This window comes from Aeromonas sp. DNRA1, assembly GCF_963888745.1.
Taxonomy (GTDB): domain Bacteria; phylum Pseudomonadota; class Gammaproteobacteria; order Enterobacterales; family Aeromonadaceae; genus Aeromonas; species Aeromonas hydrophila.
The window spans coordinates 159,345-184,387 of sequence record NZ_CAWPKQ010000005.1; the positions used below are offsets into that span (position 1 = coordinate 159,345).

Sequence of the window (25,043 nt, forward strand, 5' to 3'; positions counted from 1 at the left end):
CTAAACAAGATGGTCTGGATTGCCGGGGCCTGGTTGCTGATGGGCTGTGATCAGCTGGCCGACAAGTATCGGGTCGAGTTTCGTGATGGCTCCTGGCGCGAGATCGCCATCACCCCCTTCGCCGACGAGGCGCGCTGGCGCGAGGGCTGCGCCACCGGCGAGGTGCTGAGCGACATGATGTTGCCGCTCAAGCGCGGCAAGACGGTCAACGGCCGCGAACAGCTTTTGATCGGCGGCGAGCTGTTCGAGTTGGACGACAGCGCCCTCTATCGCAGCAACGGCATGGTGTTTGGCCACACGCCGGATCACATCCAGCGCGGGCTGAAGGGGCTGGAGGTATGCCGAACCCTGCGCCCGGATCGCGGTGCGCTGCCCAAGCTCAAGGCGCGCGGGTTCGGTGACTAGCCGGCGGCGTCAGACGCCGGCCAGGCGGGCCCGGCAGGCGTCGCCAAAGGCCTCGAAGATCTTGATGGAGTGAGGGTTCTCGCTCGCTTTCCACTCCGGGTGCCACTGCACCGCCAGCAGGAAGGGGGAGAGGGCGGGGGCGTGGATCGCCTCGATCAGCCCGTCTTCGGCATGGGCCAGCGGCTCCAGCCCCTTGGCCAGCGTCTTGATCCCCTGGCCGTGCAGCGAGTTGACCGGGATCGACGGCTGTCCCATCAGCTCCGCCAGCCAGCTGCCCGGCACCAGCTCGACCTGATGGCTCTCGCCGTACTGTTCGTCCACCGGATCGTCAGCATCCTCCCGATGATCGTCATAACCTGGCTCGCTGTAGACCTTCTGGTGGATGTCTCCCCCCAGCGCCACGTTGATCTCCTGCATGCCGCGGCAGATCCCGAGGATCGGCAGGCCGCGATCGAGGGCGGCGCGCACCAGCGGGATGTCGAACAGATCCCTGTCTCTGTCTTGCTGCTTCTCCGGGGTGAGGTTCTCCTGGCCGTAGAGGGCGGGATCGATGTTTGAGCCGGCGCCGCTCAGATAGACGCCATCCGCCAGATCCAGATATTGTGCCAGATCCTCGGTGCCACAGCAGGTGGGCACCAGCAGCGGCACGCAGCCGCTGATCTCCACCAGCGGCTTGATGTATTTGTGGGTCATCACCTGATAGGCGTGGCCATTGCGGGGCTGGGCACCCGTGGTCATCAGTACGACGGGTTTACGCGGGGTGTGGGGGCTGCGAGTCATGATTCACCTTGGCTGTCCTTAGCGGTCCTGCGCCTTGGGCAGGCCCTTGCCGTCGTCAGCGGGGCAAGGGCATGCCTCAAGGCATGGTCGTGGGATCGGAGGTGCGTTGCACAGCCAGAATCGTCGGTCAGCCTGGGCAACGACAGCCTGGATCCTGATCCCAGTCTGCCAAGGCCGTTCAATATGTCAAACGAAATGATGCCGGTATGTTAAATATGTTCTGAGCTCGACTGGCTTGAGTCCCATTTAAAGGGGCCTGTAGCGAAGGGAAGGAGAGGAAAGGTCGTTATCGTGGTGGATATATTAAACATGCCGCACTGGCGGCCGGATAGCAAAAGGGGCCCGTGGGGCCCCTGGTCGCGTCAGGCATTCAGAATGAAACGCTCGATCACCTGGGCGACCCCGTCTTCATCATTGCGCCCCGTGGTGTGCTGGGCCAGCGCCTTGATGTCGTCGGTGGCGTTGCCCATGGCCACCCCCAGCCCGGCGTACTCGATCATGTGGTGATCGTTGCCCGCATCCCCCACCGCAATGACCTGGGAGGCATCCAGCCCCAGGTGCTCGGCCAGGGCGGCAACGCCGGTCCCCTTGTTGCTCTGCTTGTTCATGAACTCGAGGAAGTAGGGTGCGCTGCGCACCACGGTATAGCGCTGGTAGAGCTCGGCCGGCAGCTTGGCGATGGCGGAGGAGAGCAGGGGCTCGGGATCGATCATCATCACCTTGAGGATCTGCTCGTCGGCGGGCAGGGTGGCGAAGTCCAGCAGCTTGATGGGCATGTCGATGAGGCGGGATTCGTGCTCGGTGTAGGTGCTGACTCTGGGGCTGATGAGCCCCCGGCTGACCGAGAAGCCGTGCACGTTGACGCCCAGCTCGTCGGCCAGGGCGGCGATGGCGCTGGCATCGCTGCCGGTGAGCAGCTGGCTGCGGATGATGCGCTGATCGGCCACCTGCTGCACTAGGGCACCGTTATAGCAGATGACGTAGTCATCCTGACCGGTGAGGCCGAGTTCCACCAGATAGCGGCTCATCCCCTCCAGCGGCCGGCCCGAGGCCAGCACGACGGTGACGCCCTTGGCGCGGGCGGCGGCGATGGCCGCGTGGGTGCGGGGGGAAATCTGGCCCTGGGAGTTCAACAGGGTGCCATCCATATCCAATGCGATCAGCTTGTACATCTCTCACTATCCTGCGGTCTGGCTGGCCCGCCCGATGGGGCCAATGGGAGGCCGAGTGTAGCGAAAATCACCGCCCGGATCACGACTGATGGTGCCGGACAGGCTCACTCTTGCGTCACTTGTGGGGTTCGTAGGGGGTCAGTTGCAGCTGATCTTCACGGATGGCGAAGTGGATGGGGCCGTGCTCGATGTCGACCCGGTAGTGGTGGTGAGCCATCTCCACTTCGACCCCGGGGAAGGCGCGCTGGGTGGCGATGATGTCCATCTCCGCCATCAGCTTCTGCAGTTCCTCCTGGGCCGCTTCCAGCTGTTCATCCAGCAGTTTGCTCTCCTCGAGATGCTGGATCCGGATCAGTTTGATCTTCTGCAGGGTCTGGGGATTGCGCTTGTCGCTCGGCAGTTGCAGCAACTTGAGCAGCAGGTCCTGCAGCTTGTCCAGCTGCTCCCGGCACTCCTGCTTGCGTTGGCGCAGCGCCTGCTCCTGCTCCTTGTGGGTGAAGTAGCCGCCGAGGATCTGCAGCCGGGTCTGGTTGTGGGCCGAGGCCCCCAGGATCGGCGTCATGATGAGGCGGTTGGCAATGCTGATGCCCCCCAGCAGGTGGCCCTTGCGCATGCCGCTGTCACCCACCTTGAGATCCTGGCCGCTGCGGCTGTAGCAGTGGCTGAGCTGGGTCAGGATGTGGATGTTGCCACCGGCCTCCAGCTTGGCATACTGGGCGTAGCTGGCGTGGATCTCGCCCTGGGCGTTGAGGTGGCAGAGGAACTCGTCACTCTGTTCGCTCTTGCGCCCAATGATGCCGTTGCGCACCGTGATGGTGCCGCTCGATTCGATGTAGCCCCCCTCGACAAAGCCACCGATCACCACGTCGCCGCTGGTCTTTATCTTCATGCCCGGGGTGACGTCGCCCGCCACGATCAGCGCCCCTTCGAAGATGACGTGGCCGTGGCGGATATCCACCTGCTTGACGCTCAGTACGTCATCCACCTTCATGCCGTTCTTCTCCTGGCGCGGCAGGCCGGGGCGGCTGGCCAGCAGCAGATCGGGGTCATCCGGCGAGAGGAAGGTGCCCTCGCCGGCCACCATGGGGCTGTCCTTGCCATGTTTGGCAGGCAGCTCCTGGCCGGTGACGGTGAAACCCGGCACCCCCTGGGTGGCGGGGTGGCGGCGCATCAGCTGGGCGCCTGCCTTGACGGTGAGGATGGTGCCGAGGTCGCGCATGTCGACCCGGCCGTGGTCCAGCTCCTGAGGCTTGAGAATGCGCTCGGCCGGGGTCTCCACCAGTCGTTCGAAACGGGTGTCCTGACCGTTGACGGCGGCCTTGCCCTGCGCCACCGGCAGTCTGAGCAGGGTGCCCGGCGTCGCCTCCTTGGCGGCCAGTACGGCGGCGGCGATGAGCGGCGCCTGCACCCCCTGACTGATCTCGCTGCTCTGGATGGCCTGCTCCAGCTGTTCGCTGGTGAGGTATTTGCCACCCCAGTCGGCGGTGATCTGGGCGGTGGCGCTCATCCGGTCCTTCTCCACCACCAGCAGGACGCTGGCATCGTGGCGCTGGGCGATGGGCACCGGGTTGCCGGGCACAGGGGCGGTCGGGTTGCTCAGCAGGGTGTTGAGCAAGCTGATGGCCTGCTTGATCCCCTCCGTCAACGGTTGATAGCGGCGGCAGTTGGAGGCCAGCAGCAGCGTCTGGATATCGCTCTCCGAGATGGGGTTGGTCAGCCCGGGCACGATGCGCAGGCAGGCGTATTCCATATCGGCTGACAACAGTAACCACTCTTTGCTTAACACCCGGATCCCTTCCTTCGTGCGCGTCCCTATTGGAACAGCTGCTTGTTTTCAGTTAATCGGCATTTTGTTAAAAATGCGAATCATCAACATGGTGCTGGTCTGCAGTATCCAGACATTTCTCCTTTTTGGTCAATGAGCTAAGCACAAATGGGTGAGCTGGGACGAGGAAATGAAAAGTAACGGGGAGTATGCTGACGACACCATGAGCCCGTCTGCGAGCCGCTCTCGGCTACCGTCCGACGGGGAAAGGAGGTGTCCTCGGGCGGATCCGCTACCGTGAAAGGAGTGTCGACCTTGCGTCATTGTCTGCTGCCCCTGGCCGCCCATCGTTTCAAGAAGAGTCTGGATTGATGTCCCGCGAGGGGTGAGAACCTGGTTGCTGGTTGCTGGTTGCTGGTTGCTGGTTGCTGGTTGCTGGTTGCTGGTTGCTGGTTGCTGGTTGCTGGTTGCTGGTTGCTGGTTGCTGGCTGTCAGCGGCTGGCGGTGCGGGCCAGGGTGCGGTAGTCGCCGAGCACCGCCAGCCCCTGCAACTGGCGGCGCAGCATGTCGAGGGCGGCGAAGGCGAGGATCCGGCGGCCGCTGTCAGGATCCGGGTGGCTGACCTTGAGGGTCTGGCCGTGCTGTTGCCCGTCGACACAGAGCAGCAGCGGCACGCCGTCCGGACCTGGGCGGCCTATGGTCAGGCTGAGGGGGGCCGCGGGCGCCGCCAGTTGCGCCAGCTCGCTGGCCAAGGTGTGACTGAAGCTGGCCGTCAGCGCCGGATGCGGGTGGCACATGGCCAGCAGGGCGCCCCGGCTCTCCCCTTCCAGCAGCGTCAGCGGCCTATCCCCCAGCAGATCCAGGATCTGCTGCGCCGGCTCCTTATCGCCCCGTCCTACCAGCCAGGGCCGGATCGCCGCAAGCAGCCGCGCCTCAGCGGCGTCCATATCCGCCGTGCTGGCGCCGTGGCCGATCAGCTTCAGCTCGATGAGCGGCATGGAGGAGCGGTAGCCGAGCTCGATGCCGGTGGGCCAGGGAGCTGCATCCAGCATGTCGCTGAGGGCCGACTCCGAGACGCCGAAGGTATAAAAGCGGCGCAGTTCGGTGTCGGTCTGCTCGCCGGCCAGCGCCTTGAGACGCGGCATGATCTGCTCGCGCACCATCTGCTTGAATTCGAATGGCACGCCCGGGGTGAAGAAGAGCCGGCTTGGGCCCTGATGGCCTGCGTGGGTGACCACAAAGCCGCAGGCGGTACCGACCGGGTTGTCGAGGATCTCGCACCCCTGTGGCAGCCAGGCCTGCTTGGCGTTGCTGGCGGGCATGGGCCTGCCACGGCTGGCATAGCGCGCTTCTATGGTGGCGAGCCAGTTGGGAAACAGGGTGAGTGGCTGAGCGAAGGCCTCGGCTGCTGCCTGGGCGGTGAGATCGTCGGCGGTGGGGCCGAGCCCGCCGCACACCAGCACCACCTCTGCGCGACTGGCGCTCTCTGCCAGCACGGCCTTCAAGTCCTTGAGGTTGTCCCCCACGGTGACGCGGCGGCGCACCTGCCAGCCCTGCTCCAGTAGCAGGGCGCTGAGCCAGGCGGCGTTGGTGTCCACCACCAGGCCCGTCACTATTTCGTCTCCGGTGCTGATGATTTCGATGCGCATGGCGGGCTCCTTGGGGCTGACGGCTGGGCTGGGGTGGCCACCTGGGTAGCCGGGTCGATCAGGGCTTGGTGTGTTCGAAGTAGTAGCTGATGCGGGTGCGCGGGTTGAGGTACTCAAACACCGCCGGCGGCAGTCGCTTGGGATGGATCACCTTGGCGATGGAGAGCTCGGCCTGCTGCAGGTCGATGATGGCCGCTTCCTGGCGCGGGATGCGCGGATCGTACACCAGCACCGAGGGGTAAAGCAGGCGGGAGGCGTTGACCGACATCACCAGCCCCACCTGACCATTGGAGAGCTGTACCACGCTACCGGGCGGGTAGATCCCCATCAGACGGATCAGCATGCTGAGGAACTCAGGATTGAACTGTGCCTTGCGTTGCTTGTAGAGGCCGCTCAGGGCCGAGTAGGGCACCTTGGCCTGCATGTGGCAGAGGTTATCGTACTCGTTGATGAGCGAGACGATCTGGGTGAGCGGGTCGAGCTGCCCCTTCTTGAGCCCCTCCGGCCCGCTGCCGTCCAGGTATTCGTGGTGGTGCAGCACTATGCCCTTTGCCTCGGCCGGGAAGTCCTTTGCCAGATTGAGCAGATCCAGCCCGTAGCGCGGGTGCTGTGCCATCAGGTTCTGCTCTGGCTTGGTGAGCGGCTCGGTCTTGCGCAGGATCTGGCTCGGGATCTTCAGCTTGCCGATGTCGTGGAACAGCGCCCCCATGCCGACCTGGCGGATCTCGTCAGCCGACATGTTGCACTCCTTGGCCAGCAGCATGCTGAGCACGCTGACGTTGAGGGAGTGGAAGTAGAGGTTGTTGCCATCCTCGCTGTCGGAGACCAGGTGCAGCACCATCTCGTCCAGTGACAGCATCTGCTCGGTCATGGCGTTGACCAGCTCCTGCGCCTCGCCGATGGCGTTGAGGGGGCGGGACTGGATCTTGCTCATCACGCTGCGCACCTGGGCCAGCGATTGCTGGAACTGCTTCTCGCACTGCTGCAGATCGCGGCGATACTGTTGCAACTGCTCGATGCGGCGCTCTTTCTCCAGCTGCATTTCAGCCTGACGCTGGGAGGTATCCGGTGCCTCTACCGGCTGGGCCTGGATCTGGCTCAGCGGTTTGGGCGGGGCATCGCTCTTGTCGGGGATGATGGTGACGAGCTTGAGACCGAGCCGGCGAATGAGCTCGATCTCCTCTTCATTCTTGAGTTTGAAGCTGGAAAACAGGAAGGGGTGTTCGCGCCAGCCAAGTGGCAGAGAAACGTAATTGCCGACTTGCAGCCGGTCTACTGAAATCTTGATACCTGTCATTGTCTTGGATGCGAGAGACACACTGAGCCGTATGCTAGTCAAAGGTGGGGGTGAATACAAAAGGTATCTGATGACAGGTCGGGTAGCTTTGTTATAGGCTTCTGGATGTCCAGACATATTTACCGATGCAGTACAGGGAGTAAGCATGCCGATCAAGATCCCGGATCAGTTACCCGCCGCCGAAGTGCTGGGGCAGGAGAACATCTTCGTGATGACGGAATCCAGGGCCGTCACCCAGAACATCCGCCCGCTGCGGGTGTTGATCCTCAACCTGATGCCCAAGAAGATTGAAACCGAGATCCAGCTGATGCGGATGCTCTCCAACTCGCCGTTGCAGGTGGACGTGGATCTGCTGCGCATCGACGATCGGGAGTCGAAGAACACGCCCCAGGCGCACCTAGAGAACTTCTATCACGACTTCGAACAGGTGCGCGGCAACAACTACGACGGCATGATCATCACCGGGGCGCCGCTCGGGCTGGTGGAATTCGAGGAGGTGGTCTACTGGCCGCGCATCGTCGAGATCATCGAGTGGTCCCATCAGCACGTGACCTCCACCCTGTTCCTCTGCTGGGCGGTGCAGGCGGCGCTGAAAGCCCTGTACGGCATGGAGAAGCAGACTCACGGCGAGAAGCTGTCCGGGGTCTATCGCCATCACCGGCTCGACGAGCACGAACCGCTGCTGCGTGGCTTCGACGACGAGTTTGTGGCGCCTCACTCCCGCTATGCGGCGTTCGACGGGGATCTCATCCGCGCCCATACCGATCTGCAAATCTTTGCCGAATCGGCAGAGGCCGGGGTCTATCTGGCGGCCACCAAGGATTGTCGTCAGGTGTTTGTCACTGGTCATCCGGAATACGATGCGCTGACCCTGGATGGCGAATACCAGCGGGATCTGGCGGCCGGGCTTGAGCCCGTCATTCCGGTCAACTACTACCCGGACAACGACCCGACCCGGACCCCGCGCGCCAGCTGGCGCAGCCACGGTCACCTGCTGTTTTCCAACTGGCTCAACTACTACGTCTATCAGCTCACCAGCTATCGCGTCGAGGATATCGGCAAGGTGTTTACCTATCAGCAGAACTCGCCGTCGAGGTAGGGACTGGCTCAGTCGCCCTCGGCCAGCCGCGCAGCCAGCCTGTCAAGCCATTGGCGGTGGCAGGCCAGGGTGAAGGCTTTGGGCCGGTGGGCCCGGATGGCGGTCATCGCCTCCTGCTGGGGCTGGCCCAGGCTCATCAGCAGAGCTGCCGCCACCAGCCCGGTGCGGCCGCTGCCGCCCTTGCAGTGGATGACCAGGTGCTTGCCGTCCCGCAGCAATCCGACCAGGGCTGGCAGTGCCTGCCGCCAGGCGGCCTCGAAGGCGGCATCGGGAGCCTGATCGTCCTCGATGGGCAACTGGAACCAGCGCATGCCGGCGGCCTCGATCTGCTGGCCAAGCGTGCCCAGTTCGAGCCGGGCCAGTTCGACGTCGGTCATCAGGGTCAGCACGCCGTGCGCCCCGGCCAGCTTGAGCTGGCCCAGCGCCAGCGGCAGCGCCACCTGCTGGGTGCCGGGGCAGGGTGTCAGCAGCAGCTGACCATCGACGCGGGGGACTTCCTGGCTCCAGAAGGGGTGAGACGGGTGCATAAAGGTCCTTATGACGCCAGCAACGGCGAGGCAAGCCGGGCCTGCCCCGGTTTTTGAGTGCGCCAAAGCATAGGGGGCGCGGCCCCGATGTCAATCTGCGTTGTGTTCGGCCCGGTTTACGGGCAGAGTCTAAAAAATTGAGCGGTTCAAGGAGTAAAGATGAGAAACCTGGATCAACTGGATTTGGATATCCTGGCCCATCTGTTTCGCGATGCGGGCATGACCAACAAGGATCTGGCCGCGCTGGTCGGGGTGGCACCGTCCACCTGTCTGGAACGGGTACGCAAGCTGCAGCAGGACGGGGTGCTCAAGGGCGCCCACTGCGAGGTGGATTACCAGGCCCTCGGCGGCCACATCCAGGCCATGGTGTCGCTGCAGCTGGCCCGCCACAGCCGCCAGATCATCGATGCGTTTCGCGACGCCATCCTGGCCCTGCCCGAGGTGATCAGCCTGTTCCACATGGGCGGCAAGGATGACTTCCTGGTGCATCTGTGCGTCGCCGACACCGAGCACCTGCGCAACTTCGTGTTCGATCACTTCACCTCCCGCGAAGAGGTGGTGCACCTGGAGACCTCGCTGGTGTTCGAGCACAAGTTCAGCCGTTCGCTGCCCTGCTTCCTCAACACCTGATATCTCGTCTGCTTCCTACAAAAAACCCGCCAATCGGCGGGTTTTGTTTTATGGTGGTCAGTTCAGCACGGTGCGGGTATCCGGCGCCGTCCGGTAGAGCCCCTGCTGGTAGGCGAGGCTGCCCCAGAGCGCCAGGCCCAGGGCGGCATCCTTCATGGTGGCCGGCTGCGGCGCCGGGGTGAGCGTCTCTGTCGCATCCTCATAGATGAAGCCTTCCGGCGCCCGCTCCGGCTGCAGGATCACCACGTCCTTGCCGCGCATCAGGGCGAAGTTCTTGTCGTACTGCATGATGGCGCGGCCCGGCCAGTCGGCGGGCATGCGGGTCAGATCCTTGCCGAGCATGGGGTAGTCGGCGCTGATCCCCATCAGGGAGAGCAGGGTCGGCGCCATGTCGATCTGGCTGACGATGCGCGGATCCTGTCTCGGCGCTATGCCGTCACCCACGATGACCCCCGGAATGTGGAAGCGGGGGATGGGCACCAGGCTGGCGCCGCTGACCCGGCTGTCGTGATCGGCGATGACCAGGAACAGGGTGTCCTTCCAGTAGTCCGACTGCTTCGCCTTCTTGAAGAACTCGCCGATGGCGAAGTCTGCGTACTTGGCGGCGTTGTTGCGGGTCTGCTTGGGCTGCTCATAGAGGGCGATGCGATCGTCGGGAAACTCGAACGGATCGTGGTTGCTCGAGCTGAACACCAGGCTGAAGAAGGGCTTGCCCTGCTTGCTGAGCGCTTGGAAGGTCTCGTCGGCCTTGGCCATCAGATCTTCGTCAGAGGCACCCCAGGAGCCCTCGAACACCGGGTTCTTGAAGTCCTTCTGCTCGACGATGGTGGTGAAGCCGTTGCCGAGAAAGAAGCTGCGCATGTTGTCGAAGTGGCTCTCGCCGCCGTAGATGAAGCTGGTATCGTAGCCCCGCTGCTTGAGCAGGTCGGCGATGGTGAAGAAGTTGGTCTGGCTCTTGCCGAGCTTGACCACCGCCTGGGCCGGGGTCGGCGTGAAGCCGGTCAGCACCGCCTCGATGCCGCGTACCGAGCGGGTGCCGGTGGCGTAGAGCTGCTCGAACGCCCAACCCTCTTTCGACAAGGCATCGATGTTGGGGGTGAGCGGCAGGCCGCCGAGGGAGCCGACGAACTGGGCGCCCAGGCTCTCCTGCAGCAGGATCACCAGGTTCTTCGGCTTGCCGCCGTAGCTGGCCTCGTTGAAGGTTTGGCTGGGCAGGGTGTCGGAGCTGAATTCATGGGATTCGCGCCCGCTCTCCTGGCGAACCAGATCCAGAATGCGCTGGCGGGGCAGCTCGCCGTAGAACTGGCTGGCATCCTCCTCGGCCCGCATCTGCTTGATGGCGAAGAACAGGGAGTAGGAGGAGTTGACGGTGAGCGCATTGACCAGCGGATCGCTGGCAAACGCCACCATGGCCGGGTTGAGGGCGCGGTGACCCAGGCTGGAGCGGGCACCGAGAAAACCGATGGCCAGGATCAGCAGGGCGAAGGCGGGCCGCCAGTACCAGCGCGGGAAGCTGATGCCGCGCAGCAAGCGGCCGCTCAGCCACCAGCCGCCCGCCAGCACGGCGCCGCTGAACAGCAGTGCCAGCAGCAGCTCGCCCTTGCGGCCGGCCCACAGCATGGCGAACACCTCTTTGGGATAGATGAGGTATTCGATGTAGAGGCGGTTGGGCCGCACCCCGTACTCGGTCACGAAGGAGGGGGTGGAGATCTCCAGGAAGAGCAGCAGCCAGAGCCCCAGGGTCAGCCAGACCCGGATGAACTGCAGCCAGGCACGGCCCACGGCATGGGGTCCGGCCAGCAGCAGAGTGAACACGGCGGGCACGCCCCACAGCCAGCAGAGGGTGGCGAAGTCGACCCGCAGCCCCTGCAGCAGCATCTCCTGCCAGCCGGCGACGGCGTCGACCCGTTCCAGCTGCCAGAGGCCGAGCGCAAGCCGGCTGATGGAGAGAGATACGAGCGCGATCAATGAAAAAACGGCGATGGGCCAAAACGGTCCCAGCCATCGTCTGATAGTGGTCATTGTTGTTCCTACAAGCCTGTTTGCACCCGTCCACGGGCGCATTGTTTTTATATTGCAGGGTTATGACAGCGGGCCCGGGGAAAGGTTGCGTGTAGGTGCTGTTTAAAAGGATGTTTTGGCACGATTTATGATTTTTATGTGAGGGCGCGCAGGGATCGAAGACAGCATAAACGGCTGGAAAAACTGTGATCCTGCCGGCAAAGCGGTGCGGGGGGCTTATCTATAATGGCGCCGAATTTTCTCAATCGGAGCCGAAGGGATGCCGGTCTTTATCGATGTGGAATATTTGCAAGGGTGGAGCCTGTTCGTGGTGCTATCGGACGGTACCACGGGGGCGCTGGACCTGACCCCCTGGCGCACCCAGCCGCTGTTTGCGGCGCTGGATTCGGAGCGGCGCTGCGCCCGGGTCTTCATCAATCGCCACCACCAGCTGGAGTGGCCCGCCGGCTGCATCCTGTCGGCCCACGAGGTCTATCACCTGATCAAGCCCATCGACGAGAGGGAAGCGTTCAGCTAACCCCCTGTTTTTGTGAGCCATCCCAAGATTCCTGTAACGGGAATGTTTGAGCGTTTGCCTTCCTTACCCAATTTGGGTAAAACCTGCGCAACATTTTGCCAACCCTAGCTTGGCTTCGCCTCAGAGGGCTTGCCGCCACCGCGCCGCAGGCCTTTTTTGCAGCCTGACGGCAAACCTTCCAGCAGCTGAATGGTTTTGGCGGTTGGAATTAAAACAACAATATAAACAGAGAGATAAGGAAAGAGTATGGCTTGTCATATGCGCACCCCGCTGGCCCTGCTGGTGGGCGGTTTTGCCTGTCACGGCGCCGCCGGCCAGGAGCCGGTCCAGCAACTGGAGCCCATGGTGGTGGTCGCCAGTCGTCCCGCCAGCACCCTGGAGGTGACCCTGGATCCCAAGAAACCGGGCTCCCCCATGCCAGCGGCCGACGGTGCCGGTTACCTCAAGAACGTCACCGGCATGAGCATGGTGCGCAAGGGGGGCTTGGGTGGCGATCCCGTACTGCGGGGAATGGGCATGTCCCGCCTCAACGTGCAGATGGATGGCGGCATGCTGGCCGGTGGCTGCGGCGGCCGGATGGACCCGCCCACCGCCTACGTCTTTCCTCAATCCTTCGACCGGATCCGGGTGCTGAAGGGGCCGCAATCCCTCGAGCAGGGGGCGACCCTGGCGGGCACCGTGCTGTTCGAGCGGGACAGGCCAGAGTTCACCGCCCCCGGCGTCAAAGCCGAGGCGTCGGCGCTCTATGGTAGTTTCGGGCGCGACGACCAGATGCTGGATGCCACCGTGGGGGCGCCGCAGGGCTATCTGCGCGGCCAGTTCACCCACTCCGACAGCGATGACTATCGCGACGGCCACGGCGACAAGGTGCGCTCTTTCTACCGGCGCGAGAACGGCACCGCCCAGCTTGGCTGGACTCCCAGTGAGCACACCTGGCTCGAACTCACCGCCGAGCGCAGCAACGCCCGCGCCGCCTATGCGGATCGCACCATGGACGGCCCCATGTTCGATCGGGAATCCTTCGGCCTCAAGCTCAGGCAGGAGCAGATCAGCCGCCACTGGCAGCGCAGCGAGCTGACCCTGTGGGACAACGACATCGACCACATCATGGACAACTTCAGCCTGCGTCCGAACAGCGGCATGAAGATGCTCTCCAACCCGGACCGGCGCAACACCGGCGGGCGCTGGGCCAACGACATCACCCTGCCGGCCGACTGGCTGCTGACCGCCGGGCTCGACAGCAACCGGGATCAGCACCGCAGCCGGGGCGGCGTCGACTATGCCACCAAGGATCGCCAGCGCACCCTGCGCTTCGAGCAGCAGGGCGGCTTTGCCGAGTTGGGCCGCCAGCAGGGGGCTCACAGTTACAAGGGAGGGTATCGGCAGGACAGGGTTGAGACTACCCGTTACGGCGCGGGGGATCAGACCCTCTACAGCGATACCCTGACCCTGGACAGCGGCTTTGGCCGCTACGAATACCAGTGGTCGCCGGCCTGGTCGAGCTACCTGGCCTGGGGCCAGGCGAAACGGGCTCCGGACTACTGGGAGCGCAGCAAGGACAGCGTGCCCTTCACCCTCAACCCGGAGCGCAGCCGCCAGTGGGACGCTGGGCTGGCCCTGCGCAGCCGCGAGCTGGATCTGACCCTCTCCCTCTTTAGCGCCGACATTCAGGACTATCTGCTCTATAACAACAAGTCGAACAAGGTGCGCAACATCGACGCCCAGACCCGTGGTGGCGAGCTGGAAGGACGCTGGCAGTTTGCCGAGCAGTGGCGCCTCGACGGCGGTCTGGCTGTGGTCTACGGCGAAAACCAGAGCGATCACCTGCCGCTGGCCCAGATGCCGCCGCTCGATGGCAAGCTGGCGCTGGGCTGGCAACCAGCCGAGGCGTGGAACCTGACCCTGCTGGGCCGCGCCGTGGCCGCGCAGGATCGGGTCGATGTGGGCTCCGGCACCGTAGCCGGTCAGGATCAGGGGGAGACCCCAGGCTTCTTCACCATGAACCTGAGCGCCGCCTGGCAGTTCCAGCCGGGCTGGCAGCTGTCGGCCGGGGTCGACAACCTGTTTGACACCTTCTACTACGAGCACCTCTCCAAGTCGGTACACGCCAGTCAGGCCGGGCTGGGCTACGAGCAGGTAGGGCGGATTCCGGAGCCGGGCCGCGCCTACTGGCTCTCGGTCAGTTACCGTTTCGCCTCGGCCGGCGTGCTCTAGGTCGGCGCGCCAACCGACTGAGCCAGGTAACGTTTTCAGTCACAGACCCGTGCGGACGGGGCCGCTATCATGGCCCCAGTGCGGCGCTTTGGGCGCCGATACCACCACAGCGGGAACATAAGAATGAAACAAGGAACGTTGCGCCATGGCGGCCTCATCGGGGCCGCCCTGTTATTGACGGCTTGCGGCAGCGGAGGCGGGAGCGGCTCCAGCGAGCCCCTGCAGCCCCCGGTCACCAACCCGCCGCCGGCCACCGCCAGCCGCGCCTGCTACGGCAATGATCAGCCTGCCTGCAATCTGCGCACCTATCAGGTGATGGTGGAGTCGTTCGTCGACGGCGACGGCAGCGCCAACTACGGCGTCGGTTACGGCCCCTCCCAGCACAACGGCGATCTGCAGGGGGTCATCGACAGCCTGGACCATATCAAGAGCCTCAACGTCAACGCCATCTGGCTGACCCCGGTGTTTGACTCCTGCGCGGGACAAGGCGGTGACGACAAGCTGGATGCCACCGGCTACTTCGCCTGCGACTTCTTCAACGTGGACCCCAACTTCGGCAGCAACGTCCAGCTCAAGAAGCTGGTGGACGGAGCGCATCAGCACGGCCTCTACGTCTTCCTCGACGGGGTGTTCGGCCACGTCAACAAGGTGGGGGTGAGCAAGCCTTCGCCCGAGGGACGGCTGCCCGCCCTCAAGAGCGGCGGAGCCGGTTATCCCGGTCAGCTGGTGGATTACAGCCAGCCCCAGAGCCTGGCCTACTTCAAGGAGGTGGCCCGCTATTGGGTCGAGCAGTACGGCATCGACGGCTGGCGCCTCGATCAGGCCTATCAGCTCGGCCTCGACGACTGGCGCGCCATTTGCAGCGAAGTGGAACGGGCCAGCGCGGCGCGCAAGGCCGCCGGTCAACAGTGGGGCACCCTCGGCTACATGGTGGGCGAGGTGTGGAAGGGCGCCGACGAGATCCGCGCCCAGGCGTATGGGCCGAGCGACAACCCGGCGCTCTCGTCGGCGTTCGACTTCCCGCTGCGCTACGGCCTGGTGCAGGCGCTGGCGGTGGAGGAGTCCGGCAAGGGCGGGCAGGGGGCCAGCGTGCTCGACGCCAGCTGGAACAAGGTGGAGAACTACCCGAACCACGCCATGCCCAACCTGATGCTGGGCAACCACGATCTGGTGCGCTTCGGCGATCTGCTGGAGCGCGGCAACTTCAATCCGGCGGACTACTGGCAGCGCCACAAGGCGGCCTTCAGCTTCCTGGCAGCCCGCTCTGGCCCCATCACCCTCTACTACGGCGAGGAGTTTGGCGACGAGGTGCCGGGTTTTGCCAAGCAGGTGGGGGGCGACTGTGCCGCGCAGGGGCTCTGTGATGATCACGTGTCCCGCAGCGACGGCAAGGTGCCGGGGGCCACCGGCTTCGTGCCGAGCAGCGAGCAGAGCGAGCTGAAACAGTGGCTCAGCCAGCTGCTGGCCCTGCGCGCCGCCCACCCCGCCCTCTATCAGGGGGAGCGGGTCAAGCTGGTGGCCGAGGGGAGCGTCTATGGCGACATCAAGCAGACGGCGGCAGAGCAAGTAGTCTACCTGCTCAACGTCTCAAGCACGCCCCAGAGCTACGCGGTGCCGGTCGGCAAGCTGCGCAGTGGCAGCGCCCTGGTGGATCTGCAGAGTGGCGAGAGCCTGGCCATCGGCGGCAGCAGCGTGACGGTGGACTTGCCACCGCTGAGCGGTCGCTTCCTGCTGGTGCGCTGAGCGAGGTTGGCAACAAAAAGGGCTCCGTGATGGAGCCCTTTTTCATGGGGGAAGTTACTTCTCGATACCGCTGCCGAGTTCGTCCTGATGGGGGGGCGGCCTGCGCGTGGCCATTGCCGTGGCGCCAGCTCTCCAGCCGGTTGTGCACCCCGCGGCGCAGGCTCTTGAAGCTGGTCTCCAGATAGTCGACACCGACCAGAATGGAGAGGGTGACGCCGGTGAGCAGCAGCGCTTGGTGCAGCATCTGCATGCCGATGAGGGCGCCGAGGGCGGCCAGCATCCAGACGGTGGCGGCGGAGGTGACCCCCAGTACCTGGCCATCCCGGGTCATCATCACCCCGGCGCCGAGAAAGCCGATGCCGGTGATGAGCTGGCCCAGCACCCGCGCCTGATCGGCGCTCTGGGGGCTGACGGCGGCGCCGATGGCGAGAAAGCAGTAGGTGCCGAGGATGATGAGCGAGGAGGTGCGGATGCCGACCGGCTTGCCGCGTAGCTGGCGCTCCAGCCCCACCAGAGTGCCGCACACCAGACAGACCAGGATGTTCTCCCAGCCAAGGGGCGCTATGTCCCACCAATCAGTCGTCATCATATCCACCTCTGCTATCGATGCTTGTTATCCGGCCGCGCTCTGCCCCCGGTTTTCCAGCCGCTGGCGGAAGGCCCGGGCGAGGCGCTCGTAGAGGTCCTTTGCCTCTCTGTCCTCAATATCGCCACGTATCCAGGGATTGTCGATGATTTCCAGCAGCACGCAGTCACGCCCCTGCTGACGCAGATCGACCCCGAACAGGCCGTTGCCGAGCTGATGCACCGCACGGCGGGCGGTCTGCAGCACCCGCTCCGGCACCTCGTTTAGTGGCAGCGCCTCGATCCGGCTCATGTCGAGAGGGTGCTTGCGGCGGCGGATGCGGTTGCCGGGCTCGGGGCGGAAGCGGCGGCAGGCAAACAGCGGCGAGCCGTCGAGAAAGCCGATGCGCCAGTCGAACTCGGCGGGGATCCGGCTCTGCACCAGCAGCAGGGCGGAGCGGGCCAGCCCCTCGTCCAGCAGGCGGGCCAGCTGCTGCTCGTCGCTGGCCATGGCCAGATCGCGCCCCTGCGCCCCGTCGGGCACCTTCACCATCAGCGGCAGGCCGAGCCGCTGTACCAGTTCGTCCACGTGGTGGCGGCCGCGGCGGGTCACCACCATGGTGGGCGGCATGGGCACGCCGCTGCGCACCATCAGCTCGTAGAGGTAGAGCTTGTTGCTGCAGGCGAGGATGGCGCGGGAGCTGTCGATCACCGGCATCTTGAGCTGCTCGGCACGGCGGGCAAATTCGAAGGTGTAGTGGCCGACTGCAGTCTCCGAGCGCAGCCAGAGGGTGTCGAACTCCGGCAGCCGTTCGATGGCAGACGGCGCCAGGATCTCAGCCCGGATCCCCTGCGCTGCTGCGGCTTTGATGAAGCGCGTCAGCGCCAGGGCATCGCTGCTGGCACGACCGTCGTTGGGGTCGACCAGGATGGCGAGCTGGTAGAGCGGCGCCGCCTGCTCCTCGTCGCCGGTGCCCACCAGCGCCTGGGCGTGGTGCAGCATCAGCGCCTTTTCGCTTGGGCTCAGCGCCAGCGGCGACAGGCTCTGTTGCTGGCGCACCGACCAGCCGTGACGGCCGCGCTTGAGGGTCAGCTCCTGCAGCGGCAGCTGGCTCAGGCCGTAGTAGTAGCGAGCCAGCCCCGCCAGCTCGCTCTGTTCACACTGGCCGAAGATGGCGCGTACCCGGATCCTGTCCTCGCTCTGCTGGGCCAGCCAGCCCTGCAGCTTGCGCCACAGCTTGGCCGGCGGCTGCTGGGGCTGCAGCTGGCTGATGGCCTGCAAACCCGGCAGGCAGTGGTGGCCGCGGGCCTGGGCCAGCAGCGAGCAGTAGTAGCCGGCGCTGAGGTGCTCCAGATTGCGACAGAGGTTGATGATGCGGGGGCGGCCGCCGGTGGTGGGCACCCCGTGTTGCAGGTAGGTGCGGGCAGTCAGCAGATAATCGGCATGGCAAGGCCAGTCGCCCGGCTCTTCGACGATGACGTAGGTACTCATTTTTTCGGCTCCACAGATGAAACTGCCTTGAATGGCAGGATCCCCAGTGGGCTTCGATGCACCGACAAGCACGACAATGGCGCGAGGGGAAACAAGAGGTTACAGTGCCTAATATGCCGCCTTGGTAACTTGTGATACAAGTCGCATTTTTGGTGATGAAGATAAATAACCGAACAAGGACTCCCCGTGTTGACCGTGCGCGCGGCCCGAACCGATGATCTGGGCGCCATCGTTAAGCTGGAACGCTACTGTTTTCCCCCCGAAGTCGCCTTTGGCCGCAGCCGCTGGCACTATCTGCTGACCCACGCCAAGGGGCGTACCCTGCTGGTGCTGGACCAGCAGGAGCAGCTGATGGGCTACCTCTGCCTGCTGGAGCACAGGGGCTGGGATCGACTGATCATCCAGACCCTCGCCATCCGCTGGACCATCCGCCGGCAAGGCTGGGCCCGCCGCCTGCTGGAGCAGGTTATTCAGGAGGGCAAAGAGGCCGGCTGGGGAGCGATCCGGCTGGAGGTGGGCGATGCCAATGAAGAGGCGCAGGCTCTCTATCGCGAGCTGGGTTTTCGGCCCAGACAGAAGCTGCCGGACTATTATGGCCACGGTCAGCACGCCCACCGGCTGGTGCTGGCACTGAAGCAGGCCTGAGAGAGGAAGAGGGGATGAGCTGCGACAACTGCCTCGCCACTGCCATCAAGGCCAAGCTGGGGCGCTGCCCGGTCTGCGCCGGCCAGACCTTCGTCATCGGCCTGGTCGGCTGGCTGGTCTGGTGGTGGTGTGGCGCCGACACCTCGGTCAATGCCCTGACCGGCCTGTTGTTCGCGCTGGGGGGATCGGGCCTGTTTTTGCTCCACCTGCTGGTGTTTGTCTGGCGCAGGGCGACCGGACGTGAGTTGAGCGATGAATGAATCAGATTGATTTCAAACAGATAAATAACAATAGCGCTGTAGATATGGAGGTTCAGATGATAGCAATGGTAACGGGCGCCTCGTCCGGATTTGGTGAGTCCATCAGCCGTCAGCTGGTGCAGGCGGGCTACCGGGTGATCGGTACCGGCCGCCGCGGTGAACGGCTGGCCGCCCTGGCCGACGAACTGGGCGCGCAGTTCCTGCCGCTGGCGTTCGACGTGCAGGACAAGGCAGCCACCCGCGCAGCCATCGACGGGCTGCCGGCCGAGTGGAGCGAGGTGGATCTGCTGGTCAACAACGCCGGGCTGGCGCTGGGGCTGGAGCCGGCCCACAAGGCGGATCTGGAAGACTGGGAGCAGATGATCGCCACCAACATCAGCGGTCTGACCCTGCTCACCCGCCTGCTGCTGCCGGGCATGGTGGCGCGCAATCGCGGCCACGTCATCAACATCGGCTCCATCGCCGGCACCTACCCCTATCCGGGCGGCAACGTCTACGGCGCCACCAAGGCGTTCGTGAAGCAGTTCAGCCTCAACCTGCGCGCCGATCTGGCGGGTACCGCCATCCGCGTCACCAACGTGGAGCCAGGCCTGTGCGGCGGCACCGAGTTCTCCAACGTGCGCTTCCACGGTGACGACGCCAAGGCGGCTTCCGTCTATCAGGGCGTGCAGGCCATTCAGCCGGAAGATATCGCCAATACCGTGCTCTGGGTGAGCCAGCAACCGGCTCACGTCAACATCAACAGCATCGAGATCATGCCGGTGGCGCAGACCTTCGGCCCGCTCAATATCAGCCGTCGCTGATCGCTGCATTGGCTGAAACAAAAGAGGCTCCATTGGGAGCCTCTTTGCGTTGGTGAGCCGATTACAGGCTCATGATCTTCTTGAACTCCTCCGGCGAATACTTCTGCTCGGTGCGCTTGGTCAGATCCGTCATCAGCTTGTAGCGCAGCTCTTTGGCCATCTGATAGGTCTGCTCCAGCTGGCCATAGGAGTAGTCGGCGGCCAGCCCGATGGCGGTAGCCTTGTCGCTGGCATAGGCCTGCTTCAGGCTCAGGTCGAGCAGGGCCACCTCCTTGTAGAGCTTGCTGCTCTCCTTGCTCCAGACGCCGCGCAGCAGCGGCAGGTACTTGTCCGGATCGGCGCTGGCCAGCGCGGTCAGGCTGCGGAACTGCCAGTAGGCGGAGTCATCGGAGTAGCTGTCGCTGCCGGTGCGATAGGGCAGGGGGTAGGACTCCAGGGTGTTGTAGAGCGGCACCATCACGGACTCGGCCAGCACGCCGTAGCTCTGCCAGATAAGCCCCTGCAGCTCTTTGGGCATCTCCTTGCGCAGCTGGATGACGTGGGATTCCAGCTGGCGATCGATGCGGATCGGCCGCTCCGCCTTGCCCGCCAGCGGCGTGCCGTCATAGGTGGCGCTCAGCAGCCTGGCCACGTCCGGCACGGCGATGGGGGCATCCGGCTTCATAAAGAGCGGATATTGCGCCTGCCGGGTCGGCTGCGGGTGGCTGGCGGTCAGCATCTTCTGGCCGAGCCACTCCCGATCCACGTTGTAGGGGTCGGCGATGACCCCGAACGCCTTGGCGAAGTTGAACTCTTTCGGGTCGGCGTTATCCAGCAGTTTGTGTTCGCGCACGAACTCCAGCAGCCTGGGCGAGTGCAGTACATCGGCGCCGTCGAGATTGACGCCGTGGATGCGCAGGCCGTTGGCCACCATGGCGTAGCTGTCGTCCGGCACCCGCACCGCGATCCAGTGGTGGCCGGAGCCGATCTCCATCAGCCAGGCCTCGTTCACATCCGCCAGATAGAGGCTGTTACCCTCACCGGCGCCATATTGCTCCACATAACGGCCGAGCAGCTCGACCCCCTCCTTGGCCGTCCTGGCCTGCGGCAGGATCAGGGTGGGGATGATGGCTTCAATCACTCCCTTCTCGATCAGCGGATCGGCTTTTTGGGCCTTGTCGTTGACCTCGGCACTGGTGGTGGCCGAAATGGCGACGTTGAACTCGTTGATGCCGCGCTCCTCGTAATACTTGCCGTCCGGGTCGCTGGCTGTGGCATCCCAGTCACGAATGGCGGAGTAGGCGAAAAACGCCTTTGGCATCGGCACTTCCAGCCCGTTGCCCAGCTTCCAGACCTTGCCCTCGTTCTGCTGCGCGGGCCGGAAGGCGAGGTACTTGTTCCAGTTGTTGACGCCAAAATCCTCGTTTCTGGCGATCATCACGCTGCCATCGGCACTGGCGCCCTTGCCGACGATGAGGCCGGTACAGGCGTCGGCACTGGTGCCAAGCAGGGTTAGCAGGGTGGCGGAGAGAAGACTCAAGGTGTGTTTTTTCATGGGATTGCCCGAAGCGTAACTGTGGGTGAAAGCCAGGCGGTGGGATGCAGGTCTGCCGCAGTGCGATCGGCCGCCGATACGCTGCCGGGGGATCGTGCTGCTCATGGTCGATGACGCAAACATTTCATCCATAACACTGCTTGCTGGTCGTTTTGTGCGCCGAAATTGTATGCCTCTCTGGTTGTTTGTTTTGTGATCCATGAGTCGTTCCTTTGCTTTGTCTGGTAAAGCGTGAAAAAGGCAGCGATATGCACCAGAACCAGCCGATTGGGCAGCGCGGCGTCATGATTCTGACGTCGAGATGACCATGGATCAGCTCGCGAGCCCGTGCGAGCCGGGATCTGCGCCAATCTAGCAAGTTGGCCTGCAACTTGCTGGTTTTATTGCCAATGATGGGGCCAGGTGCCTCATGCCATCGAATCAGCGACCTCGTCATGCCGGTTTGGCATGCAGACTGGAGCCCCCATGGATATCAAACCCTACAGCCAGCAGCTTGCCCAGAGCGCCTCCAACAACCGCGCCCTCGCCACCCTCAGCAGCGCCGACAGCGGTCAGGGTGGCGGCTGGGAAGATCTGGTCAACCTCTCCTCCCAGCGGATCACTGGCCAGGCCCAGCAGGCGCTGACCTATGAACACCTAGCCAAGAACAGCAAGCTGCCGCCAGCGCTCGACATCGGCTCCGACAAGGGCGGCGTGATGCAGCAGCTGGTGGACAAGGCGCTCGGCTTTGATCGCAAGAAGTTCAACGAGATAGAAGAGAAGCTCAAGACGATTGCCGACAACAAGCAGCTGACTGCCGAAGAGCGGGCGGAGCAGAGCAAGCCGCTCAACGAGCAGCGGGACGCCATGCTGCAGGATGCGATGGACCGCCTCACCGGCAAGAAGAGCAGCAAGGAAGAGAGCAAGAGCGCCTGAGCGGCGGAATGACTCGAACGGCAATCCATGGTCGGTGGGGGCAATCACTTGCCCCTGTCCGGGCACCATGAGCGGGTTGCCGATGCGGCGCAGTACGGGCCGCTCTGCGCCGCCGCCACGGCAACAAAAAAGGGAGGGCGGTTGCCACTCCCTTGGTGACCGGACGGCGTCCGGCCGCTGCATCGGTTCAGGCCGTCGCTACTTCTTCTCGGGCAGAATGCCGATCCCCACCGCCTGGGTCTGCACGGCCTTGATCTGGTCGCCCTTGGCGATCAGCGCAAACTGGGCCGGGTTGTGCACCTTGAGCACCAGGGTGTGATCCACCCCCTTCACCGTGATGGTCTGCTGCCCCTTGTCGACCGCGATGACGTCGCCATAGAGAGTGACCTTTTTGCCGATCCCGGCGCCTGGCTTCTCGCCTGCCTCGGCCTTGCCGGCCGCCACTTCCACGATGCGTTTTCTCACCCCGGCGGTGCCCTTGAGCAGCTCCAGATCCAGCATCTGCAGGTAGCGGATCGCCACCACGTCGCCCACCTTGAGGTTGGCCAGGTTGGTGACCTGCTCACCGGCGACGATGTCGAACGACTCGCCGGCGGCATTTTTCAGGCTGACCTTGCGGCTGGCCATATCGATGGCGGTGACCGTGGCCTGGGCCGAGACGGCCTCCACCAGGTTGGCCTTGCCAGGGGCCGTGGTGACTTCGGTTGCCACCTCGGCGGCCTGTGCCAAGCAGGTTGAAAGGGAGAGCAAACCGGCAATCCATGCATGTTTGAGTTTCATGTGTCAGACCTTATGAACAAAAGAGTGAGGAGGGCGGGAGTGGGGCGATGAGAGTGGAACACCCGGTTCCCAGAGAGACCATAGCAGAGCGGCACAGAAACAGGGGCGGCGCCGCACGACTTCCTTACGGCGGCCCGCCCCCCGCTGTGCAATTTGATAGCCGGCTCCCGTTTTTTGACCTGCCGGAGCCACAGGCGCACAATTCCCCTGCATGCATTCAACCGAGGGCTCTGCCGTGTACAACTTCCAATATGCCAATCCTACCCGCGTCTGTTTCGGTGAAGGCCAGATCGCCAGGCTGCCCGAACTGATCCCGGCCGGCAGCCGCCTGCTGGTGCTCTACGGCGGCGGCAGCATCAAACAGAACGGGGTCTATGAGCAGTTGACCCAGGCGCTGGCGGGACGGGAGTGGCTGGAGTTTCCCGGCATCGGCGCCAACCCCCAGTACGATCAGCTGATGGAGGCGGTGGCCCTGGTCAAGCGCGAGCGCATCGACTTCCTGCTGGCGGTCGGCGGTGGTTCCGTGGTGGATGGCAGCAAGTTCGTGGCCGCCGCGGCCTGCTTCGAGGGGGCGGATCCTTGGGAGATCCTGCTGCACAAGGCCCCCATCAAGGCAGCGCTGCCGCTGGGCTGCGTGCTGACCCTGCCGGCCACCGGTTCGGAGAGCAACCCGGCCGCCGTGGTGAGCCGCGGGGAGGCCAAGCTCTCCTTCATGAACCCGCTGGTGCAGCCGGTGTTTGCGGTGCTGGATCCCACGACCACCTACAGCCTGCCGCCACGCCAGGTGGGCAACGGGGTGGTGGATGCCTTCGTCCACATCATCGAGCAGTACCTCACCTTCCCGGTGGGGGGCGAGGTGCAGGACCGGCTGGCGGAAGGGCTGCTGCAGGTGCTGGTGGACAACGGTCCGCGGGCGCTGACGGAGCCCACCAACTACCAGGTGCGTGCCAACCTGATGTGGGCGGCCAGCCTGGCTCTCAACGGCCTCATCGGTCGCGGTGTGCCGCAGGACTGGTCCACTCACGCCATCGGTCACCAGCTCACCGCCCTGCACGGGCTGGATCATGCCCAGAGCCTGGCGGTGGTGCTACCCTCCCTGCTGCGTGAGCAATCGGCCCAGAAGCAGGAGAAGCTGGCGCAGTTCGCCGAGCGGGTATGGCACTCCAGCCGCGAGGACAAGGCGCTGCGCATCGAGGAGGCGATCATCCGCACCGAGCAGTTCTTCCAGCAGATGGGGGTGGGCACCCGGCTTGCCGACTACGGCCTGAGCGAGAGCTGCATCCCTGGCATCTGCTCCAACCTCAAGCGTTTCGGGCTGACCGCCCTCGGGGAGCAGCAGGACATTGATCCCGACAAGGTAGCGCGGATCCTTTCTCACGCCCTCTAGGCCTGAGGCCCTTGGCCAAGGGGCGATCTGGACAACAAGTGCGGCCAGGATCCTTTCTCACGCACTCTGAGCATCTGGCCGCCAACCGGAAAAGAAAACGCCCCGATCATCGGGGCGTTTTGCATGGTGTCACCGGGGCACAGCCGTTTATCCGGCGCTGCGGTCCAGCTCGCGCTCCAGCGCCGCCGCCTTCTGGCGGGCCGGGTGAGTGTTGAGTCGCTGCCAGTAGGCCTCAAGGTGCGGGAACTGGGCCAGCTGGCCGCTTTGTGCCAGCAGATCCACCAGGAAGGAGTTCAGGATGTCGGCGCCGGTGAGGCGATCGGCCACCAGGTAACGGCGGCTTGCCAGCACCTCATCGAGGTAGCCCAGCACCTTGGCGCACTCGGCTTTGGCATAGTCCGGCAGGAAGCGCATCGGGCTGCCGTCCTTGCGCACGAACATGTCGAGCAGCAGTGGCAGAATGCCCGAGCTCTCGGCAAAGTGGAGCCACTGCAGATATTCGGCATAGTCGGGGCTATCTTGAGCCGGTGCCAGCCGTTGTGGGGCGTGGCGGGCGATCAGGTACTCGGTGATGGCTCCCGATTCGGCCTGCACCCGGCCGTCGAACTCGATGACCGGCGACTTGCCGAGGGGGTGGATGGCTTTTAGCTCGGGCGGCGCCAGAAAGGTGGTGGCATCGCGCTGATACGCCTTGATCTCATAGGGCAGGCCCAGCTCTTCGAGCAGCCAGATGATGCGTTGGGAGCGGGATTTGTTCAGGTGGTGCAGGACTATCATGGAAACCTCGACGCAGTGACGGAAGGCGGTGATACGCAGCGATGCGGTGGCAGGTTCACTGCTGGC

22 protein-coding genes and 1 pseudogene are annotated in these 25,043 nt (G+C 64.2%); 11 read left to right on the forward strand and 12 right to left on the reverse strand.

Annotated elements, in window-relative coordinates; all coding sequences use genetic code 11:
* Positions 1 to 9: 9 nt before the first annotated feature.
* Complete coding sequence (locus AACQ43_RS16700) at positions 10 to 405, forward strand: hypothetical protein (protein ID WP_168968083.1); 396 nt, start codon at positions 10 to 12, stop codon at positions 403 to 405.
* Between the two features lie 9 nt (positions 406 to 414).
* Here the strand turns inward: AACQ43_RS16700 and AACQ43_RS16705 are convergent, their stop codons facing one another.
* The 5 genes from AACQ43_RS16705 to AACQ43_RS16725 form a co-directional block, all read right to left on the reverse strand.
* Entirely contained in the window at positions 415 to 1,185 is a 771-nt protein-coding gene (locus tag AACQ43_RS16705) for a gamma-glutamyl-gamma-aminobutyrate hydrolase family protein (RefSeq protein WP_076361628.1), read from the reverse strand.
* 362 nt (positions 1,186 to 1,547) lie between these two features.
* Positions 1,548 to 2,357, reverse strand: coding sequence for a sugar-phosphatase (gene yidA / locus AACQ43_RS16710; RefSeq protein ID WP_168967940.1), 810 nt, complete (start codon positions 2,355 to 2,357; stop codon positions 1,548 to 1,550).
* A 115-nt stretch (positions 2,358 to 2,472) separates the two neighbouring features.
* The gene (locus tag AACQ43_RS16715) at positions 2,473 to 4,143 is read right to left on the reverse strand and encodes a DUF342 domain-containing protein (protein ID WP_339354094.1); all 1,671 of its coding nucleotides are present in this window, start codon (positions 4,141 to 4,143) and stop codon (positions 2,473 to 2,475) included.
* Positions 4,144 to 4,613: 470 nt separating this feature from the next.
* Positions 4,614 to 5,771, reverse strand: coding sequence for a competence/damage-inducible protein A (locus tag AACQ43_RS16720; protein WP_168967941.1), 1,158 nt, complete (start codon positions 5,769 to 5,771; stop codon positions 4,614 to 4,616).
* A 58-nt stretch (positions 5,772 to 5,829) separates the two neighbouring features.
* Complete coding sequence (locus tag AACQ43_RS16725; protein ID WP_168967942.1) at positions 5,830 to 7,068, reverse strand: HD-GYP domain-containing protein; 1,239 nt, start codon at positions 7,066 to 7,068, stop codon at positions 5,830 to 5,832.
* Between the two features lie 145 nt (positions 7,069 to 7,213).
* Between AACQ43_RS16725 and metA the strand changes: the two genes are divergently transcribed.
* Positions 7,214 to 8,167 (forward strand): homoserine O-acetyltransferase MetA, encoded by a 954-nt coding sequence (metA, locus tag AACQ43_RS16730; protein WP_011704462.1) that lies wholly within the window; start codon positions 7,214 to 7,216, stop codon positions 8,165 to 8,167.
* A gap of 8 nt (positions 8,168 to 8,175) precedes the next feature.
* Here the strand turns inward: metA and AACQ43_RS16735 are convergent, their stop codons facing one another.
* Positions 8,176 to 8,694, reverse strand: coding sequence for a cyclin-dependent kinase inhibitor 3 family protein (locus AACQ43_RS16735; RefSeq protein WP_168967943.1), 519 nt, complete (start codon positions 8,692 to 8,694; stop codon positions 8,176 to 8,178).
* A gap of 159 nt (positions 8,695 to 8,853) precedes the next feature.
* On the opposite strand from AACQ43_RS16735, the gene AACQ43_RS16740 reads away from it, so the two are divergent.
* A complete protein-coding gene (locus tag AACQ43_RS16740) occupies positions 8,854 to 9,324 on the forward strand; it encodes an Lrp/AsnC family transcriptional regulator (RefSeq protein WP_011704464.1) in 471 nt (156 codons plus the stop codon).
* A 57-nt stretch (positions 9,325 to 9,381) separates the two neighbouring features.
* On the opposite strand, the gene AACQ43_RS16745 is transcribed toward AACQ43_RS16740, so the two are convergent.
* The gene (locus tag AACQ43_RS16745) at positions 9,382 to 11,346 is read right to left on the reverse strand and encodes an LTA synthase family protein (protein WP_168967944.1); all 1,965 of its coding nucleotides are present in this window, start codon (positions 11,344 to 11,346) and stop codon (positions 9,382 to 9,384) included.
* 259 nt (positions 11,347 to 11,605) lie between these two features.
* Here AACQ43_RS16745 and AACQ43_RS16750 point away from each other — a divergent pair, with 259 nt between their 5' ends.
* The 3 genes from AACQ43_RS16750 to AACQ43_RS16760 all read left to right on the forward strand — a co-directional run bounded on the left by AACQ43_RS16750 (position 11,606) and on the right by AACQ43_RS16760 (position 15,820).
* Positions 11,606 to 11,863 carry a DUF2442 domain-containing protein gene (locus AACQ43_RS16750; protein ID WP_011704466.1) on the forward strand — a complete coding sequence of 86 codons (258 nt, stop codon included), beginning with the start codon at positions 11,606 to 11,608 and terminating at the stop codon, positions 11,861 to 11,863.
* A 246-nt stretch (positions 11,864 to 12,109) separates the two neighbouring features.
* Positions 12,110 to 14,077, forward strand: coding sequence for a TonB-dependent copper receptor (locus AACQ43_RS16755; protein WP_168967945.1), 1,968 nt, complete (start codon positions 12,110 to 12,112; stop codon positions 14,075 to 14,077).
* Between the two features lie 123 nt (positions 14,078 to 14,200).
* Positions 14,201 to 15,820, forward strand: coding sequence for an alpha-amylase family protein (locus AACQ43_RS16760; protein WP_168967946.1), 1,620 nt, complete (start codon positions 14,201 to 14,203; stop codon positions 15,818 to 15,820).
* 54 nt (positions 15,821 to 15,874) lie between these two features.
* Here the strand turns inward: AACQ43_RS16760 and AACQ43_RS16765 are convergent.
* A pseudogene (locus tag AACQ43_RS16765) lies at positions 15,875 to 16,409 on the reverse strand (MgtC/SapB family protein).
* Positions 16,410 to 16,433: 24 nt separating this feature from the next.
* Positions 16,434 to 17,876 (reverse strand): RimK family protein, encoded by a 1,443-nt coding sequence (locus AACQ43_RS16770; protein ID WP_168967947.1) that lies wholly within the window; start codon positions 17,874 to 17,876, stop codon positions 16,434 to 16,436.
* 186 nt (positions 17,877 to 18,062) lie between these two features.
* Here AACQ43_RS16770 and AACQ43_RS16775 point away from each other — a divergent pair, with 186 nt between their 5' ends.
* Genes AACQ43_RS16775 through AACQ43_RS16785 form a run of 3 tightly spaced genes read left to right on the forward strand, consistent with a single transcriptional unit; the run spans position 18,063 to position 19,584 of the window.
* On the forward strand, positions 18,063 to 18,521 hold the full coding sequence (locus AACQ43_RS16775; RefSeq protein ID WP_024946079.1) for a GNAT family N-acetyltransferase: 459 nt from the start codon (positions 18,063 to 18,065) through the stop codon (positions 18,519 to 18,521).
* A 14-nt stretch (positions 18,522 to 18,535) separates the two neighbouring features.
* The gene (locus AACQ43_RS16780; protein ID WP_016349272.1) at positions 18,536 to 18,781 is read left to right on the forward strand and encodes a DUF3624 domain-containing protein; all 246 of its coding nucleotides are present in this window, start codon (positions 18,536 to 18,538) and stop codon (positions 18,779 to 18,781) included.
* Between the two features lie 56 nt (positions 18,782 to 18,837).
* Entirely contained in the window at positions 18,838 to 19,584 is a 747-nt protein-coding gene (locus AACQ43_RS16785) for an SDR family oxidoreductase (RefSeq protein WP_168967948.1), read from the forward strand.
* A gap of 61 nt (positions 19,585 to 19,645) precedes the next feature.
* Here AACQ43_RS16785 and AACQ43_RS16790 read toward each other — a convergent pair whose 3' ends face one another.
* Entirely contained in the window at positions 19,646 to 21,118 is a 1,473-nt protein-coding gene (locus AACQ43_RS16790) for a C69 family dipeptidase (RefSeq protein WP_168967949.1), read from the reverse strand.
* Between the two features lie 465 nt (positions 21,119 to 21,583).
* Between AACQ43_RS16790 and AACQ43_RS16795 the strand changes: the two genes are divergently transcribed.
* The gene (locus AACQ43_RS16795; protein ID WP_168967950.1) at positions 21,584 to 22,033 is read left to right on the forward strand and encodes a hypothetical protein; all 450 of its coding nucleotides are present in this window, start codon (positions 21,584 to 21,586) and stop codon (positions 22,031 to 22,033) included.
* 198 nt (positions 22,034 to 22,231) lie between these two features.
* Here the strand turns inward: AACQ43_RS16795 and AACQ43_RS16800 are convergent, their stop codons facing one another.
* Positions 22,232 to 22,813: a hypothetical protein gene (locus AACQ43_RS16800; protein WP_168967951.1), complete on the reverse strand. Its 582-nt coding sequence runs from the start codon at positions 22,811 to 22,813 to the stop codon at positions 22,232 to 22,234.
* Between the two features lie 211 nt (positions 22,814 to 23,024).
* Here AACQ43_RS16800 and AACQ43_RS16805 point away from each other — a divergent pair, with 211 nt between their 5' ends.
* Positions 23,025 to 24,200: an iron-containing alcohol dehydrogenase gene (locus tag AACQ43_RS16805; RefSeq protein WP_146061943.1), complete on the forward strand. Its 1,176-nt coding sequence runs from the start codon at positions 23,025 to 23,027 to the stop codon at positions 24,198 to 24,200.
* Between the two features lie 147 nt (positions 24,201 to 24,347).
* Here AACQ43_RS16805 and AACQ43_RS16810 read toward each other — a convergent pair whose 3' ends face one another.
* Positions 24,348 to 24,977: a glutathione S-transferase family protein gene (locus tag AACQ43_RS16810; RefSeq protein ID WP_168967952.1), complete on the reverse strand. Its 630-nt coding sequence runs from the start codon at positions 24,975 to 24,977 to the stop codon at positions 24,348 to 24,350.
* Between the last annotated feature and the right edge of the window lie 66 nt (positions 24,978 to 25,043).

Coding starts and splice junctions, on each gene's coding strand:
- AACQ43_RS16700 (WP_168968083.1), top strand. CDS start 10: ATGGTCTGGATTGCCGGGGCCTGGTTGCTGATGGGCTGTGATCAGCTG.
- AACQ43_RS16705 (WP_076361628.1), bottom strand. CDS start 1,185: ATGACTCGCAGCCCCCACACCCCGCGTAAACCCGTCGTACTGATGACC.
- yidA (WP_168967940.1), bottom strand. CDS start 2,357: ATGTACAAGCTGATCGCATTGGATATGGATGGCACCCTGTTGAACTCC.
- AACQ43_RS16720 (WP_168967941.1), bottom strand. CDS start 5,771: ATGCGCATCGAAATCATCAGCACCGGAGACGAAATAGTGACGGGCCTG.
- AACQ43_RS16725 (WP_168967942.1), bottom strand. CDS start 7,068: ATGACAGGTATCAAGATTTCAGTAGACCGGCTGCAAGTCGGCAATTAC.
- metA (WP_011704462.1), top strand. CDS start 7,214: ATGCCGATCAAGATCCCGGATCAGTTACCCGCCGCCGAAGTGCTGGGG.
- AACQ43_RS16735 (WP_168967943.1), bottom strand. CDS start 8,694: ATGCACCCGTCTCACCCCTTCTGGAGCCAGGAAGTCCCCCGCGTCGAT.
- AACQ43_RS16740 (WP_011704464.1), top strand. CDS start 8,854: ATGAGAAACCTGGATCAACTGGATTTGGATATCCTGGCCCATCTGTTT.
- AACQ43_RS16745 (WP_168967944.1), bottom strand. CDS start 11,346: ATGACCACTATCAGACGATGGCTGGGACCGTTTTGGCCCATCGCCGTT.
- AACQ43_RS16750 (WP_011704466.1), top strand. CDS start 11,606: ATGCCGGTCTTTATCGATGTGGAATATTTGCAAGGGTGGAGCCTGTTC.
- AACQ43_RS16755 (WP_168967945.1), top strand. CDS start 12,110: ATGGCTTGTCATATGCGCACCCCGCTGGCCCTGCTGGTGGGCGGTTTT.
- AACQ43_RS16760 (WP_168967946.1), top strand. CDS start 14,201: ATGAAACAAGGAACGTTGCGCCATGGCGGCCTCATCGGGGCCGCCCTG.
- AACQ43_RS16770 (WP_168967947.1), bottom strand. CDS start 17,876: ATGAGTACCTACGTCATCGTCGAAGAGCCGGGCGACTGGCCTTGCCAT.
- AACQ43_RS16780 (WP_016349272.1), top strand. CDS start 18,536: ATGAGCTGCGACAACTGCCTCGCCACTGCCATCAAGGCCAAGCTGGGG.
- AACQ43_RS16785 (WP_168967948.1), top strand. CDS start 18,838: ATGATAGCAATGGTAACGGGCGCCTCGTCCGGATTTGGTGAGTCCATC.
- AACQ43_RS16790 (WP_168967949.1), bottom strand. CDS start 21,118: ATGAAAAAACACACCTTGAGTCTTCTCTCCGCCACCCTGCTAACCCTG.
- AACQ43_RS16795 (WP_168967950.1), top strand. CDS start 21,584: ATGGATATCAAACCCTACAGCCAGCAGCTTGCCCAGAGCGCCTCCAAC.
- AACQ43_RS16800 (WP_168967951.1), bottom strand. CDS start 22,813: ATGAAACTCAAACATGCATGGATTGCCGGTTTGCTCTCCCTTTCAACC.
- AACQ43_RS16805 (WP_146061943.1), top strand. CDS start 23,025: ATGCATTCAACCGAGGGCTCTGCCGTGTACAACTTCCAATATGCCAAT.
- AACQ43_RS16810 (WP_168967952.1), bottom strand. CDS start 24,977: ATGATAGTCCTGCACCACCTGAACAAATCCCGCTCCCAACGCATCATC.